Annotated in this window: 17 protein-coding genes; 4 read left to right on the top strand and 13 right to left on the bottom strand. The window is 27.9% G+C overall.

Annotated elements, in window-relative coordinates; all coding sequences use genetic code 11:
• Positions 1-12: 12 nt before the first annotated feature.
• From nadD to metX, 9 genes are all read right to left on the bottom strand, one after another.
• Entirely contained in the window at positions 13-555 is a 543-nt protein-coding gene (gene nadD / locus ABXT56_RS06170; protein WP_415299837.1) for a nicotinate (nicotinamide) nucleotide adenylyltransferase, read from the bottom strand.
• The gene (locus ABXT56_RS06165; RefSeq protein WP_415299836.1) at positions 536-1,786 is read right to left on the bottom strand and encodes a glutamate-5-semialdehyde dehydrogenase; all 1,251 of its coding nucleotides are present in this window, start codon (positions 1,784-1,786) and stop codon (positions 536-538) included. The genes nadD and ABXT56_RS06165 overlap by 20 nt, the downstream gene beginning before the upstream one ends.
• Before the next feature lies 1 nt (position 1,787).
• Complete coding sequence (proB, locus tag ABXT56_RS06160; protein ID WP_415299835.1) at positions 1,788-2,894, bottom strand: glutamate 5-kinase; 1,107 nt, start codon at positions 2,892-2,894, stop codon at positions 1,788-1,790.
• Entirely contained in the window at positions 2,884-3,867 is a 984-nt protein-coding gene (cgtA, locus tag ABXT56_RS06155; RefSeq protein WP_415299834.1) for an Obg family GTPase CgtA, read from the bottom strand. Before cgtA ends, proB begins: the two co-directional genes overlap by 11 nt.
• A gap of 30 nt (positions 3,868-3,897) precedes the next feature.
• Positions 3,898-4,152 (bottom strand): 50S ribosomal protein L27, encoded by a 255-nt coding sequence (gene rpmA, locus ABXT56_RS06150; RefSeq protein ID WP_006997689.1) that lies wholly within the window; start codon positions 4,150-4,152, stop codon positions 3,898-3,900.
• A gap of 12 nt (positions 4,153-4,164) precedes the next feature.
• On the bottom strand, positions 4,165-4,569 hold the full coding sequence (rplU, locus tag ABXT56_RS06145; protein ID WP_415299833.1) for a 50S ribosomal protein L21: 405 nt from the start codon (positions 4,567-4,569) through the stop codon (positions 4,165-4,167).
• A gap of 65 nt (positions 4,570-4,634) precedes the next feature.
• A complete protein-coding gene (gloB, locus tag ABXT56_RS06140) occupies positions 4,635-5,354 on the bottom strand; it encodes a hydroxyacylglutathione hydrolase (protein ID WP_415299832.1) in 720 nt (239 codons plus the stop codon).
• Positions 5,355-5,951 carry a methionine biosynthesis protein MetW gene (gene metW, locus ABXT56_RS06135; protein ID WP_415299831.1) on the bottom strand — a complete coding sequence of 199 codons (597 nt, stop codon included), beginning with the start codon at positions 5,949-5,951 and terminating at the stop codon, positions 5,355-5,357.
• A complete protein-coding gene (metX, locus tag ABXT56_RS06130; protein ID WP_415299830.1) occupies positions 5,948-7,072 on the bottom strand; it encodes a homoserine O-acetyltransferase MetX in 1,125 nt (374 codons plus the stop codon). Before metX ends, metW begins: the two co-directional genes overlap by 4 nt.
• A gap of 181 nt (positions 7,073-7,253) precedes the next feature.
• On the opposite strand from metX, the gene hisC reads away from it, so the two are divergent.
• Entirely contained in the window at positions 7,254-8,336 is a 1,083-nt protein-coding gene (hisC, locus tag ABXT56_RS06125) for a histidinol-phosphate transaminase (protein ID WP_415299829.1), read from the top strand.
• A 2-nt stretch (positions 8,337-8,338) separates the two neighbouring features.
• Positions 8,339-9,235: a prephenate dehydrogenase gene (locus ABXT56_RS06120; RefSeq protein ID WP_415299828.1), complete on the top strand. Its 897-nt coding sequence runs from the start codon at positions 8,339-8,341 to the stop codon at positions 9,233-9,235.
• Here the strand turns inward: ABXT56_RS06120 and ABXT56_RS06115 are convergent.
• From ABXT56_RS06115 to ABXT56_RS06100, 4 genes are all read right to left on the bottom strand, one after another.
• Positions 9,232-9,510, bottom strand: a complete 279-nt coding sequence (locus tag ABXT56_RS06115) for an NlpC/P60 family protein (RefSeq protein WP_415301403.1) — start codon at positions 9,508-9,510, stop codon at positions 9,232-9,234. The two genes, ABXT56_RS06120 and ABXT56_RS06115, sit on opposite strands and share 4 nt — an antisense overlap.
• A 194-nt stretch (positions 9,511-9,704) precedes the next feature.
• Positions 9,705-9,977, bottom strand: a complete 273-nt coding sequence (locus ABXT56_RS06110) for an SH3 domain-containing protein (RefSeq protein WP_415299827.1) — start codon at positions 9,975-9,977, stop codon at positions 9,705-9,707.
• A complete protein-coding gene (locus ABXT56_RS06105; RefSeq protein WP_415299826.1) occupies positions 9,967-11,343 on the bottom strand; it encodes an AmpG family muropeptide MFS transporter in 1,377 nt (458 codons plus the stop codon). Before ABXT56_RS06105 ends, ABXT56_RS06110 begins: the two co-directional genes overlap by 11 nt.
• A gap of 2 nt (positions 11,344-11,345) precedes the next feature.
• Positions 11,346-12,791 carry a TrkH family potassium uptake protein gene (locus ABXT56_RS06100; protein ID WP_415299825.1) on the bottom strand — a complete coding sequence of 482 codons (1,446 nt, stop codon included), beginning with the start codon at positions 12,789-12,791 and terminating at the stop codon, positions 11,346-11,348.
• 90 nt (positions 12,792-12,881) lie between these two features.
• On the opposite strand from ABXT56_RS06100, the gene ABXT56_RS06095 reads away from it, so the two are divergent.
• Together ABXT56_RS06095 and ABXT56_RS06090 are read left to right on the top strand one after the other, a co-directional pair.
• Positions 12,882-14,444, top strand: coding sequence for a lysine--tRNA ligase (locus tag ABXT56_RS06095; RefSeq protein WP_415299824.1), 1,563 nt, complete (start codon positions 12,882-12,884; stop codon positions 14,442-14,444).
• Positions 14,444-15,487 carry a quinone-dependent dihydroorotate dehydrogenase gene (locus ABXT56_RS06090; protein WP_415299823.1) on the top strand — a complete coding sequence of 348 codons (1,044 nt, stop codon included), beginning with the start codon at positions 14,444-14,446 and terminating at the stop codon, positions 15,485-15,487. Before ABXT56_RS06095 ends, ABXT56_RS06090 begins: the two co-directional genes overlap by 1 nt.
• The last annotated feature ends 9 nt before the right edge of the window (positions 15,488-15,496 follow it).

Genomic DNA, 15,496 nt, shown 5'->3' with positions numbered 1-15,496 from the left:
CATTTAACCTTATCAAATTTTTCTTAATTGAGAAGATGAAATATTAACCTTTTTAAAATTAATAAAAGATAATTTATTTTTATTTACACCATTAAAGGTCACAGACTTTAGCGATTTAGCTTTATATCCCTGTCGATCAAATACAAGCAGATTGCATTTTTTTATGATGGATTTCCATTTATGCCATTTATGAAAATTGATTAGATTATCAGCACCCATAATAAAATAGATTTCAAATTTTTTATCTTTATCTAAATAATTGATGAGGTCGATTGTTTTATTGGAGAGAACTTTTTCTTCATAAAATTTTACTTTAATAAAATTATTTTTACCAATGAATTTTTTTGCAAATTTTATTCTACTTTTTAGATTTGTTTTATTTGTATTTTTAAACGGGTTTTGTTTGGTAATTGCCCATATAATATTTTTTAATTCTAATATTTTTTTAGCCTGTTTAGAGATTTCTAAATGACCTTTGTGGGCGGGATCAAAAGTTCCTCCTAAGATTCCAATTTTTGTCTTTTTCTGTTTTAAGTTATTTTCTGGTTTTACCATTACTAATAATTTCGTATTTGTATGAAACGAGCTGCCCTAATCCAACAGGTCCTCGTGGAGGTAAAGTATTTGTCGAAATGCCAACCTCACCACCAAAACCGAATTCACCACCATCAGCAAATTGAGTAGATGTATTATGCATTGCTATTGAACTTTTAACATTTTTTATGAATTTATTTGCAGTTTTTCTATTTTTAGTAATGATAGAGTCAGTGTGCATAGTTCCATATTTGTTAATATGGCTAATAGCATCGTCACAATCTTTAACTGTTTTTACAGAAACTGCTGCTGATAAATATTCAGTAGACCAATCTTTTTCTTTTGCTGGATAAATTTTTCCTTTGTAATATTTTTTCAAAAAACGATCTCCATAAATTTTGCAGTTATTTTCTTCTAACTTTTTTAAAATTGGGTTACAGAATTTCTTAACAATTTTTTCATGTATCAAAATTGTTTCTGTAGCCCCACAAATACTAGTATTTCTTAGTTTGGCATTATAGGTAACGTTTGTAGCCATCTTTAGATTGGCATCCTTATCAATAAAAGTATGACAAAGACCTTCCAGGTGACCGATAATAGGGACGTTAGAAAATTGTTGAACTCTTTTTACTAAATTTTTTCCACCACGAGGTATTATTACATCAATACAATCTTTCATTTTTGAAAGCATAAAGTCGACCATTTTTCTGTCTTTAGAGTCTATAAATTGAATAAAGTTTTCATTCACTCTATTTTCCTTAAGCGACTTTCGAAATAGTTTTGCTAAAATTTTATTAGTATTTATAGCCTCAGAGCCACCCTTTAAAATTACAGCATTTCCAGATTTGAAGCATAAACTTGCAACATCAGATGTAACATTGGGCCTACTTTCGTAAACAACACCTATAACACCAATAGGTATAGACACTCTACTAATTGTTAAACCATTTGGTCTGCTCCATTTTTCTAAAGTAGTATCAACTGGATCTTTTAATTTAGCAATTTTATCTATAGAATTTTTTATGCCTATTAATTTTTTTTCATCAATAGTTAATCTTTCTATCAGATTGCTTTTTAGGCCTTTGTTTAGAGCAAATTGAATATCTTTTTGATTAGCTTTAAATATAGATTTTTTTTCTTTGCCTAATAAGAAAGCATATTTTTTTAAAACTTTATTTTTAGTTTTTGAGTTAACTTTATCAAGTGATGCCTTTTTTGCATTTTGACCTATTAATCTCATATATCTACTCATTTTATACCTCTACTATATCATCTTTATGAATTACTTCTGATTTAGAAATATATCCTAGTAATTTTTCTATCTCTTTTGAGTGGTGACCCATAATTTTTTCTATTTCATTAGATGAAAAGGAGCTAAGTCCTCTTGCGCATTCGTAATTATTTTTATCTAAAACTTTAATATGATCTCCTTTGCTAAATCGTCCAGATACTTTTTTTATTCCTGCTGCTAGTAAACTTTTACCATTTGAAAGTGCTTGTTTCGCACCTTCATCAATAACCAGCGCACCTTTAGGTGAAACAGAGCTGATAATCCATTTTTTTCTAGCATCTAATTTTGAAACCTTAGGTAAAAACCATGTACAATTATTCTCTTCAGTTATTTTTTTAATAGGTCGGTTTATCAAGCCATTTGCTATCACCATCTGGCATCCTGATAATTGACAGATTTTAGCAGCATCTACTTTAGTTTTCATACCACCAGTGCCATGTTCACTAATACTTTTGGTGGCTATTTTTTCTATATCTTTATCTATATTTTTTATTTCTTTTATTAATTTTGCATTTTTATATATTTTTGGATTGTGTGTGTAAAGACCATCTACATCAGAAAGTAATATAAGCGAGTCTGCACCTGATATCTGTGCAACACGCGATGCTAATCTGTCATTATCACCATACTTAATTTCTGAAGTAGCAATAGTGTCATTTTCATTTACTATTGGTACAAAGCCTAGTTTAAATAAATTATCAAAAGTTCTTTTTGCATTAAGGGCTCTTCTTCTTTGCTCTGTATCTTCTAGAGTGAGAAGAATTTGGGAAATATAAATTTTTAATTTAACAAATTTTTCTGAAAATAAATTCATTAGTTCAATTTGCCCAATAGATGCAACAGCCTGACTTTTATCAATCTTAAGGTTTTTTTTGCTAATATTTAGTTTTTTGCAACCCATCGCTATTGCTCCAGAGCTTACAATAATAACTTTTTTATTCTGTTTTATTAATTCCTGAATATCTTTAGCAAATTCAGTGAGCCATTTTTTTCTTACTTTTTTTTTGTCATCTATTAATAAAGATGAACCAATCTTAATAACAATTATTTTAGAATCTTTAAGATACATAGGATAGTAATTTAGCTTTAATTTTGGATATTGAACCTTTTTCCAATGTTGAGAGCGTAACCACCTCAGAATCTTTATTTTTAGAAAAATTCTTTAAAATATCTTTCACTTCTTTTTCCTCCAGTAAGTCTGTCTTATTTAATACAATTATTTCTTTTTTTTCTAGTAAATCTTTACTGTAACTCCTTAACTCATTTCGAACTTGTTTATACGTATTTTCAAGGTCTTCATCAGTAATATCTATTAAATGCATTAAAGTTTTACATCTTTCTATGTGTTTTAAAAATTGAATACCAAGGCCCACACCTTCATGCGCACCTTCAACCAAACCAGGAATATCAGCTAGAGTTATTTCCTTATCATCATAACTTGCAACACCAAGATTTGGGTTTAGTGTTGTAAATTTATAGTTCGCAATTTTAGGCATCGCATTTGTAATGGCAGCTAGTAAGCTTGATTTACCTGCGTTAGGTAATCCTACAATACCAACATCAGCAATAGTTTTTAACTGAAGCCAAATTACGTACTCTTCACCGATTGCACCTTTAGTAAATTTTTTTGGAGCTCTATTAGTAGAACTTTTAAATCTAGTGTTTCCAAGACCACCTTTTCCACCATTAGCTACAATAAATTCTTCACCTTCTTTTTTAAAATCATAAATTAAAGTTTTATTATCTTCTTCAAAAACTTGTGTACCAATTGGAACTTTTAAAAATAAATCTTCTCCACCATGACCTGTACGATTTTGTCCAGAACCATTTACTCCTCTTCCAGCTTTGTGGTGTTGTTGGAATCTATAATCAATAAGAGTATTTAAATTTCTTTCTGATCTTAGGAATATAGTACCACCTTTACCTCCATCACCACCATCAGGTCCACCGTATTCAATGAATTTCTCTCTACGAAAGCTAGGAGATCCATGTCCTCCATTGCCTGCTTTTACATAAATTTTAACTTGATCTAGAAACTTCATAATACAACTCTTAGTTTTTTAGTTGTACTACTAATTGGGCTTTACGGAAACGAATGTTCTATCTGATTTACCCTTTTTGAAAACAACTTTTCCTTCAACAACAGAAAAAATTGAATGATCTTTACCCATTCCCACATTCTCACCAGGAAAAATTTTTGTGCCTCTTTGTCTTACAATTATGTTTCCAGGAATTACTACTTCACCACCATACTTTTTAACGCCTAGTCTACGACCAGCACTATCTCGTCCGTTTCTCGATGATCCACCTGCTTTTTTTGTTGCCATAATTTACCTAATCTATTTACTTGCTACTTCAGTCTCAACTTTTTCAATTTTTTTATTTGGTTTTACCATTTTCTCTGCTTCAGATAAAACCTTGCCATCTTTAGAAAAAATTTTACTAATTCTTACTAATGAATATTGCTGTCTATGACCATTTTTTCTTCTAGAATTTTGTCTTCTTCTTTTTTTGAAAATTAATATTGTTCTATTTTTTCCATTTTCAACAAGGTCAGCTTCAACTTTTGCACCATCAACTGTAGGTGATCCAACTTCAATATTTTTGTCATCTCCGTAAGCTAATATTTCCTTAAATTCTATTTTAGTTTCAAGCTTAGAATCCTCTAATCTTTCAATTTTAAGGATTTCTCCCGCTTTTACTTTGTATTGTTTTCCACCTGTTTGTATAATTGCGTATGACATTATTTAATCTAATTTTTATAATCAGCAATATAGTCGGGAGCTTGTTATAGTCAAGTCTGAATAAGTTAGAAATTATCCTTTAAATCCCTCAATTTTGAAAAGGTTTTCACATTATGTGATTTAAGAAAAATATTGCACTCCAATTCATCTTTAATAGTGGATGGCATAGTTGAAAAGCCTGCTTTTAATTTTAACTTTATATCTACTATCTTATTTTTAAGATTTTGATTATTTTTATCATGCGTTAAACAAAATTTCGAATTTTGAAGAGTATATTCATGACCACAAAAAATTTTTGTATTTTTTGGTAGGTCTTTTAGTTTCATTAGTGAATTAAACATCTGTTCATTAGTTCCTTCAAATATTCTACCACAACCTAGAGAAAAAAGAGTATCTCCAGTGAAAACTAAATCATTTTTATAGAAATAGAAACATATATGACCAAGTGTGTGGCCTGGAATGTGAATTATTTTTGCTACAAAATTTTTATATATCCAGGTTTCTTCATCACTCACTAATATATCTATTTCTGGGATTCTTTCTTTATCTCCTTTGTATCCAACAACACTTGCTCCATATTTTTCTTTTAATTCTTTATTACCTCCTACATGATCATAATGATGGTGGGTATTTAATATGAATTTTAATTCAATTTGAGTATTTTCCAGATATTTAATAATAGGTTCAGCTTCACTAGGGTCAATCACACAAGCAATGTTATTTTCTTCATCAATTATTAGATAAGAATAGTTATCTTTCAGACAAGGTATTATTTGAATCTTCATTTATTTTGCAATTAAGAAAATACCTAGCTCTGCTGATAAGTTTTTCATATTAAGGTTTGTCTCGTTAATAAATGAGGTTTTTTCATTATGAAGAGCCAATGCTTTATCCAACTTAATACCTCTTTCATGACAGAATTTATAAAAGTCCTTAATTGTACACATGTGTAAATTGGGCGTATTATACCATTCATCTGGTAGATTTTTTGTAATTGGCATTGTTCCTTTTATTAATAAGTGAAGTCTTACTTTCCAAAACCCAAAATTTGGCACAGTAACAATCGCTTTTTTTCCTACTCTTAACAACTCTTTAATAACTATTTCTGGGTTTAGAAAAGCTTGAAGCGTTTGACTTAATATTACAAAATCAAAAGAACTATCAGGAAATTGATAAAGATCCTTTTCAGCATCACCCTCTATCACAGCTAGTCCTTTACCTACACATTTTTGAGAATTTTCTTTAGAAATTTCAATTCCCCTTATATCTATTTCTTTATTGTTTTGTAAAAATTGCATCAACGTTCCATCTCCACAACCAACATCCAAAACTCTTGTATTTTTTTTAATAAAATCAGAGATTATTTTAAATTCTTGTTTCATTTTTTATTTTTAGAGTAGGAATTGTTAATATAATTTTTTAAAGTATTTAAAAATTCAGGAACATCCAAAAGAAATGAATCATGTCCTTTATCAGATTCAATTTCAACAAATGCAACATCAGCACCTATAGCATTTAAAGCTATAACAATTTCTTTATTTTCAGAAGTAGGATAAAGCCAGTCTGAAGTGAATGATATTACTAGAAATTTAGTTTTGGTTTTTTCAAAGGCTTTTGATAAGTTTCCACCAAATTCTTTAGTTAAATCGAAATAATCCATAGCCCTTGTTATGTATAGGTAACTATTAGCATCAAACCTATCCACAAATACACTGCCCTGGTGTCTTAAATAACTTTCTATTTGAAAATCTGCATCAAAACTAAATTTTAAATCATCTCTTTCTTGCAATTTTCTTCCAAATTTTTCTTGTAAGCCATTTTTAGATAAATAAGTTATATGTGCAGCCATTCTTGCAACAGACAAACCTTTATCTGGGTTTTTATTTTGATTAGCATAGTCACCATTCAACCAATTTGTATCAGCCATTATAGATTGTCTTCCAAGTTCATTGAAAGCAATATTTTGTGCCGAATGACTTGAAGTACAGGCAATCGGAATTGCTATTTTTGCTTTATTAGGAAAATTACTCACAAATTGAAGAACTTGCATGCCGCCCATAGATCCACCCATAACCGCAAATAATTTTTCAATTTTAAAAAAATCTAAGAGGTTGTATTGAGCATTTACCATGTCATTTATTGTAATTATGGGAAAGGTTGTACCATAAACTTTATTGGTATCGGTGTTAGTGTTACTAGGACCAAAAGAACCTAAGCATCCACTAATTACATTTGCACAAATTACAAAATATTTATCAGTATCTATAGCTTTGTTTGAACCCACAGCATAAGACCACCAACCATCTTTTTTAGTAATAGGATTTATTCCAGATACGAATTGGTCACCAGTTAATGCATGAAACACTAAAATGGCATTATCTTTTTTTTCATTAAGATAGCCATAGGTTTCATAAGCTAAAGGGAAATTGCTAATAGTCTGTCCACAATCTAGCTTTAATGGTTGATCAATTAATAAACTTTTTATATTAAAATTTTTATTCATAAATTTAGCTAAAAATGAATTGTGAGAGAAAAAAACATATTTAGCAGGTTTTTTTAAGCGCTCGCAATTCAGTTAAATCAGCGCATATTTTTTGTACTAGATAGTATTTCTTATGTCAAATTTTTTAAAAAATGACTTATTCTGTATGAAAGTTTAATATTTTATTTATAAGATTACTGAAATGACAGTTCCAAAATTTAAAACATTTAGAATAGAAGCCTATAAACCAGGCAAATCGAATATAGAAAAAATTAAAAGTATCATTAAGCTATCTGCAAACGAATCAGCATTAGGTGTCAGCTCTAAAGTTAAGAGGGTTTTGAATAATAAAAATTTAATTCTTTCAAAATATCCAGACAGTAAATCAAAAATTTTAAGGAAAGAAATTTCAAAAAAGTTTAATTGTGATTTCAATAAAATCATTTGTGGGGCAGGATCTGATGAGATTATTCAGATGATTTGTCAGTTATATTTGAAACCATCTGATGAAGTAATAGTTCCACAATACAGCTTCTTAATGTATAGGATTTACGCACAAATTATTGGTGCCAAGGTTATTTTTTCAAAAGAAAAAAATTTTAAAGTTTCAGTTTCAGAGATAATCAAAAGCGTTTCAAAAAAAACAAAGATTGTTTTTATTGCTAATCCTAATAATCCAACTGGGACTTATTTGACAAAGTTAGAATTAATAGAATTAAGAAAAAAATTAAGAAAAAATATTTTGTTAGTTTTGGATGATGCTTATTTTGAATATATGAAAAATATAGATTATAAATCAAGTTTAGATTTGTTCAAAAACAAAAGTAACGTTGTGATAATAAGAACGTTTTCTAAAATTTATGGATTAGCTTCTTTAAGAGTTGGTTGGGGATACGCTTCAAAAAAGATTATTGATGCAATGAACTTGATTAAGTCACCATTTAATGTCAATCTATTAGCTCAAATTGCAGCCACTGAGGCCTTAAAAGATAAAAATTTTATTAATCAATCTGTAAAGCATAATATTATAGAAGCAAATAAACTTAAAAATATTTTAAATAAATTAAACATTTATTCAAATGAAGTTGCTGCTAATTTTTTATTATTAAATTTTGATAAATGTAAATTTTCAGCTAATTATGTTTTTGATAAGCTACAATCAAAAGGAATCATATTAAGATCTACAGAAGATGGATATAATATTAAAAATAAATTGAGATTAACAATTGGATCAAAAAAAGAAAATATAAAATTTATAGCAACAATTAAAAGTATATTTAGCTAATCATGAAAAATATTTTAATAATAGGTTGTGGATTAATTGGCTCATCACTATTAAGAGCAATAGCTGATAGAAAAATATCTAAAAAAATATTTATTTATGAAAAATCTAAATCGAATATTTTAAAGATTAAAAAATTAAGATTACCATGTACAATCACAAATGATTTAAAAAAAATTATACCAAATTTAGATTTAATAATATTTTGTACTCCTTTAGGAGAATATGAAAAAATGATTTCAAAAATAAATAAATATTTGTCATCCAAAACTATTATTACAGATGTTGGTTCGTCCAAGAAAAAATCTATGCAGCTTATTAAAAATAAATTAAAAAAGGGTATCTATTGGACTTCTAGTCATCCTATCGCTGGATCAGAAGTTAGTGGTCCCGAACATGGTGTTAAGAATTTATTTCTTAACAAATGGTGCATATTAATAAAAGAAAAGAACACCAATAAGAAACACTTAAAAGTACTAAATAAGTTTTGGAAAAAAATTGGCTCTAGAGTTGCAGTTATGGACTCAAAAAAACATGACACTATCTTTTCTATGACAAGTCATTTACCTCATTTAATTGCATATAACTTAGTTAAAACGGCAACAGATTTTGAAAAACAAAAAAAATATAACTTAATCAAGTTTAGTGCAGGTGGCTTGAGAGATTTTTCAAGAATTGCGGCATCTAATGAAATTATGTGGAGAGATGTTTTTTTCAACAATCAAACAAATATTTTAAAAGCTATTGATTTATTTATTAAAAATTTACATTTATTTAAAAGAGATATTCAATCTAAAAACAACAAATCTCTTGTTAAAAAATTAGTTGATACTAAAAAAGTTAGAAAAAAAATAATCAAATTAAAACAAGATATCAATAGACCAGATTTTGGGAGAAGCTAATATTTTATAGAGGATACTTTTTTTACTAACAGCTTTGCTGTTTTTTTAATTCTTTCTATAGTTTCTTTTATAGACATAATTAAAACTTTTTTTTCTGGGCCATATGCATGAATTAATTTTTTAGAATTAATACAAATAGCAACATGTCCTTTCCAAAATACAATACTTCCTTTTTTAAATGGTTTTTTCTTGTCATTTTTTTTTGAATATCTCATTTGATCTTTAGTATCTCTTGGATAAAATTTATTATTATAATAAAAAATTAATTGTAGAATAGCAGAACAATCTATTCCTAAATAAGTTTTGCCTCCCCAAGTATATTTAGTTTTTAAAAATAATTTTAATATTTTTAAATAATTTCTTTCAATATGATTAATTTTTTTAATATTTTTTTTTTCAATCCATTTATTTTTTTCAAATTCTATAAATTTTTTGTTTTTTTGTATTATTAAAATCCTTGAAGCAAAAGTTAAAAAATTTTTAGTTTTTTTTTTTGTTTGTTAAAAATAATAGCCTTTAAGACAAATATTTTATGTGTAGGTTTATAATTGTCTACATATTTTTCATTTTTTATGTAGCCAATATAATTATCAAATGAAGTTTTTATTTTTAACCAATTTTTATTTTTAGAAATAATACTAAATTTTTCACCATATATAATTTGTGAAGTAATCTCTGAAGCTATAGAGGAATTTTTATAAATATTTGATAATGATTTTTTATAAAAAAAATTATTTTTCACGAAGTTTTAATTTATCTTTAATAAACCACAAACAAATTAAAGACGGTATTACCATAATTGCCGTTAAAATAAAAAACACACCCCAATCTCCATTTAACCAATCAACTAAAGCTCCAGATGATGATGCAAGTGTAGTTCTTCCAGCTGTTCCAATTGAAGCAAGCAATGCATATTGAGTTGCAGTATAAGTTCTGTCGACCAGTAAGGAAATAAATGCCACAAAAGCGACTGTTGCAAAGGCAGCTGCAATATCATCAAATATGACTGCTACAGCAAATAATAACTCAGATTTATCACTCCAGGCTAAAAGTGTGAATAATAAGTTTGTTACAGCCATTAATATCCCTGCTAGAAACATTGCTTTTAAAACTCCAGATCTAATTACAAAAAGACCACCCAGTAATGTAAAGATAACTGTAGTAATCCATCCTAAAGTTTTTGAATAAATAGCTATATCACCTTTTGAAAATCCTATTTCCTTATAAAAAACTATGGACATTCTTCCAAGAAAAGCTTCACCAATCTTAAATAAAAAAACAAAGCTTAAAATTCCAAGAGCAATTGAAAATCCATTTTTTTTGAAAAAACTTATTATAGGACCACCAAGGGTACTACTTATCCAAACAGTAAAACTGGTTACAATATTTTTTGATCTAAATTTATTTTCAATAAGTTTGTCAGTCTCTTTTTGTTTTATTTGTCTATCAGTAGAATGTTTTTCATGAACAAACATTAAACCTATATTCATTAAAATAATCACAATACCTAATATTAAGAATGTAATTTGCCAATAATTAGAAATACCAATATTTTCAAAATATTCTGCTGTAAATAAAGCTATAACACCACCTAATTTGTATCCACTCCACCATCCAACCACAGCCATAGCAGCACCAGCTGCCATTGACTTATTTTCATTTACACCTATTTGTTCAATTCTTAAGGCATCAACAGTAATATCTTGAGTGGCAGAAGCTATAGCAATAATTAAACCAACTGAAATTAATAGTGCTAAATTTTCAGTAGGATTAATAAAGCTCCAAGTAATAAGACAAATTAAAATTGCGATTTGCATTAAAACTATCCAACCTCTTCTATGACCAAGTTTTTTTGTTAAATATGGTATTTGAAGTCTGTCTATAAGTGGTGCCCACAAATAGTTAAAAGCATAAACAGCAAATATTAATCCTGCCCAACCAATTGTTGATCTGCTTAAACCTTCTTCTTTAAGCCATAGACTTAAACTACTTCCAATTAAAACCCATGGAAAACCAGAGATTGCACCTAGTAATAATATTCTAAGCATTCTTTTGTCAAAGTAGACAGAGAAAGTTTCTGATAGAGATTGTTTTTTAATTTCAATCATAATTAGTTTCTCCAAAATGAAGGTAGAAACAACACTAGTATAGCAAATAATTCTAATCTTCCCAAGATCATTCCAAGGCTCAAAATCCATTTAGATATTTCTGGTAAACTCGAAAAATTACCACTAGGGCCAATTACAGAGCCTAATCCTGGACCAACATTTGAAATAGATGTTGCTGCACCAGAAATTGAGGTAATAAAATCTAAACCACTTAAAGATAAAAATGCAGTTATCAAAAAAAAAATAACCAGGTAAAGAAAAATAAAAGAAATGATCGAGGCCATAAATTTATTATCCACATCATTTCTATCATATTTTACTATAAATATTCCTCTTGGATAGATAATTTTTTTTAATTGATTGATAATAAATAAATATAGAATTTGAATTCTAAAAATTTTAATTCCACAAGTTGTTGAACCTGCACATCCACCAATGAACATTAGGGTTAAAAATAAAATTAATGGAAAATTTCCCCATCCATCAAATTTTCCAGTGACATATCCTGTGCCAGTTAAAATAGATATAACATTAAAAAAAACTTTCCTAATATTGATTTGAGAAAAATTATTATCTTGAAAAAATAAATAAATTAAAAGTATAATAATTGAAAAAATGATTATCTTAATAAATGATCTAATTTGAACATCTGAAGTAAATATTTTTTTGTTACCATTTAAAAATTTTATATAAGCAATAAAAGGCAAACTACCCAATATAATAAAAATCATTGATGATATTTCAATAGCTGGACTATTAAAATATCCAATAGAGTCATTATAATTCGAAAATCCGCCTGTTGCAATTGTGGTCATGGAATGTGTTAGACTATCAAAAATATTCATACCAAAAATTTTATATGTAAGAGCACAAAGAGATGTTAAAATTAAGTAAACGTAAATTAATCTTAGTGATATTTCTTTAGATTTTGGTAATAATTTTTCAGATGAATCATTACTTGAAATTTTAAATAATTGCATTCCTCCAACATTCATTATTGGCATAAGAGTTATTGCCATTACGATTATACCAATCCCTCCCAACCATTGAAGCATAGCTCTCCACAAAAGTATTGACCTAGGAGCACTTTCTAAACTTGAGATAATTGTAGATCCAGTAGTGGTAATACCAGACATGCTTTCAAAAAAAGCATCAGTAATAGATAGTTCAAGATTAGAAAAAATAAAGGGTAAAGAACCGAATATAGCAATACTTAACCATGAAAGAGCTGTTAATAAGAAAGCTTGTTGCAAGTTTAATTTTTTATCATGGTTTAGATTAGTTAAAAAAAATAAAATACCAAATATTATTGAAATAATAGAAGCTCCTATAAAAGAGGAGTCTAATTCATAATAAATAAACTGGGCCAAAATTGGAATCATCATTGAAATTCCAAGAATAATTTGCAAAACCCCCAAGGTGAAAAAAACAGTTTTATAATTAGACATTTTGAAAGAACATTATTTTATGGTAAATAAATTTCAACTCTATAAGAGTTAATAATAACAGCAAATATAAGATATTTCTTAATAAACAAAGTGATTAAAAAAGACAATTTAGATAAAACTAACGCATGGCCCTTTGTTGAGGCTAAAAAAATATTGCGCGAACGAAAATCTTTTATCGAAAAAAAAGGTAAAATTATTTTACAAACTGGCTATGGCCCAAGTGGATTGCCTCATATAGGTACTTTTGGTGAAGTTGCTAGAACATCAATGATGGTTAATGCTCTAAAACAGCTCACTGATATACCAACAGAAATTATAACTTTTTCAGATGATATGGATGGTTTTAGAAAAGTTCCTGAGAATGTTCCTAATCAAGAACTATTAAAAAAAAATCTGCATAAACCATTAACTCAAGTACCAGATCCATTTGAAAAATTTTCAAGTTTTGGAGAACACAATAATGAAATGCTAAAAGATTTTTTAGATAAATTTAAATTTGAATATAATTTCAAAAGTTCTTCAGTTCTTTATAAAGGTGGTATTTTTAATCCTACGTTGCAATTAATTTTAGAAAATTATCAAGGTATTATGAATATCATTCTTCCCACTCTTGGTAAAGAAAGACAAAAAACTTACAGCCCCTTTTTGCCTGTATGCCCAGATACTGGTAAAGTTTTAGAAATTCCAGTTTTAGAAATTTTGAAAGAAAAATCAAAAATTATTTTTGATAATAATGGTAATAAACTTGAAACAAGTATTTTAGATGGAAATTGTAAACTACAGTGGAAAGTGGACTGGGCTATGAGATGGTATGCACTTGATATAGACTTTGAAATGTATGGAAAAGATTTAATTGAGAGTGCAATATTATCTTCAAGAATAGTAAAACTAATAGGTAAAACAAATCCATCTGGGTTTGCTTATGAACTTTTTTTAGACGAAAAAGGAGAAAAAATATCCAAATCAAAAGGAAATGGAATAACTATTGATCAGTGGTTAGAATATGCGTCTCCTGAAAGCTTATCATTATATATGTATCAAAACCCTAAAAGAGCAAAAAAATTATATAAAGAAATAGTTCCAAAAACAGTTGATGAGTATTTAGATTTTATAGAAAAAGCAAAAAGTCAAAATGAATTACAGATATTAATGAATCCAGTTTGGCATGTTCATAATGGATCAATTCCAAAAGAGGATACTATTATGAGTTTTTCAATGCTATTGAATCTTGTAGAAACAAGTAATGCAGCTACAAAAGAATTGCTTTGGAAGTTTGTAAAAAAATATAAACAAGATATCGTAGAAAAAGATCATCCAATTTTTGATAATTTGATTGGCTATGCTATTAAGTATTTTAATGATGTGATCAAATTACAGAAAAAATATAAAATACCAGACAGTAATGAAAAACTAGCACTAGAATCACTTGTAAAAACTCTTAATGACTGTAATGATGAAATGCTACCAGAAGATATTCAAACATTGATATATTCAACTGGAAAAGAAAATGGTTACTCAAAAAACCTACGTGATTGGTTCAAGTTAATTTATGAAGTTGTTTTTGGAGATGAAAATGGACCAAGAATGGGTTTTTTTATAAGTTTTTTTGGAGTAAATGAAACTAAAGAATTGATAAAAGAAAAAATAAAATAATGTTTTCAAAATTCAGATCACTAATTTTTAAAATTGATCCTGAAACTGCTCATAATTTAGCAATTAAGTCTTTAAAATTTAATCTAACACCGAACTTAATGGATGAAAATAAAGATAATCCAATGTTTAAATCTACTTTGTTTGGTAAAGAAATAGACAACCCAATTGGAATAGCTGCTGGTTTTGATAAAAATGCTGAAGTTTATAACTCTTTATTTAAACTTGGATTTGGATTTGTGGAAGTTGGAACGGTCACACCATTTGAACAGTATGGGAATCCTAAGCCAAGAGTATTTAGACTAGTTGAAGATGAGGCACTCATAAATAGATTAGGATTTAATAATTTAGGTGCTAAAAATGTAAGTGATAGAATTAGATCGAATACAAGTTTGGGCTTATTAGGTATCAATATAGGTCCCAACAAAGATAGTGCAGACCGATTAAATGATTATTTAATTGGCCTTAGAGCCTTTCATGATATTGCTGATTATATAACAATAAATATTTCCTCACCTAATACAGAAAATTTAAGAAATTTTCATGATGAAACAAAATTTGATGAATTAATGAATTTAATCCAAGAAGAAAAAATTAAAATTAAATCTAAAATACCAATTGTAGTGAAAATTTCGCCTGATATTTCAGAAAATCAAATTGAAATAATAAGTAAAATATTATTAGACTATAAAGTAAGTGCAATAATTGTTTCAAATACTACAGAAAAAAACAGAGAAAAACTTAGTAACATATTAAAGCATCAAAAGGGTGGCTTGTCAGGAAAGCCTCTTGAGGAAGAGGCCAATGATCTAATAAGTAAGTTTTATAAGTTACTAGAAGGTAAAATTGAAATCATTGGAGTGGGTGGGGTTGATTCAGGAGAGAGTGCTCATAAAAAGTTTTTAGCTGGGGCTAGCTACATACAGTTATATACTGGTATGGTTTTTCAAGGTCCAAATGTTGTTGGAAAGATAAAAAAAGAGCTTAAAGAAATATTAAAAGCTGAAGGGATTAAGAATTTTAGAGAAATTATAGGCAAGAAATAGTCTAATTAA

Origin of the sequence: Candidatus Pelagibacter sp. Uisw_134_02, assembly GCF_047720265.1 — a bacterium.
Taxonomy (GTDB): domain Bacteria; phylum Pseudomonadota; class Alphaproteobacteria; order Pelagibacterales; family Pelagibacteraceae; genus Pelagibacter.
The sequence above is the reverse complement of the archived record's forward strand: the minus strand, read 5'-3'. Positions and strand labels throughout refer to the sequence as shown.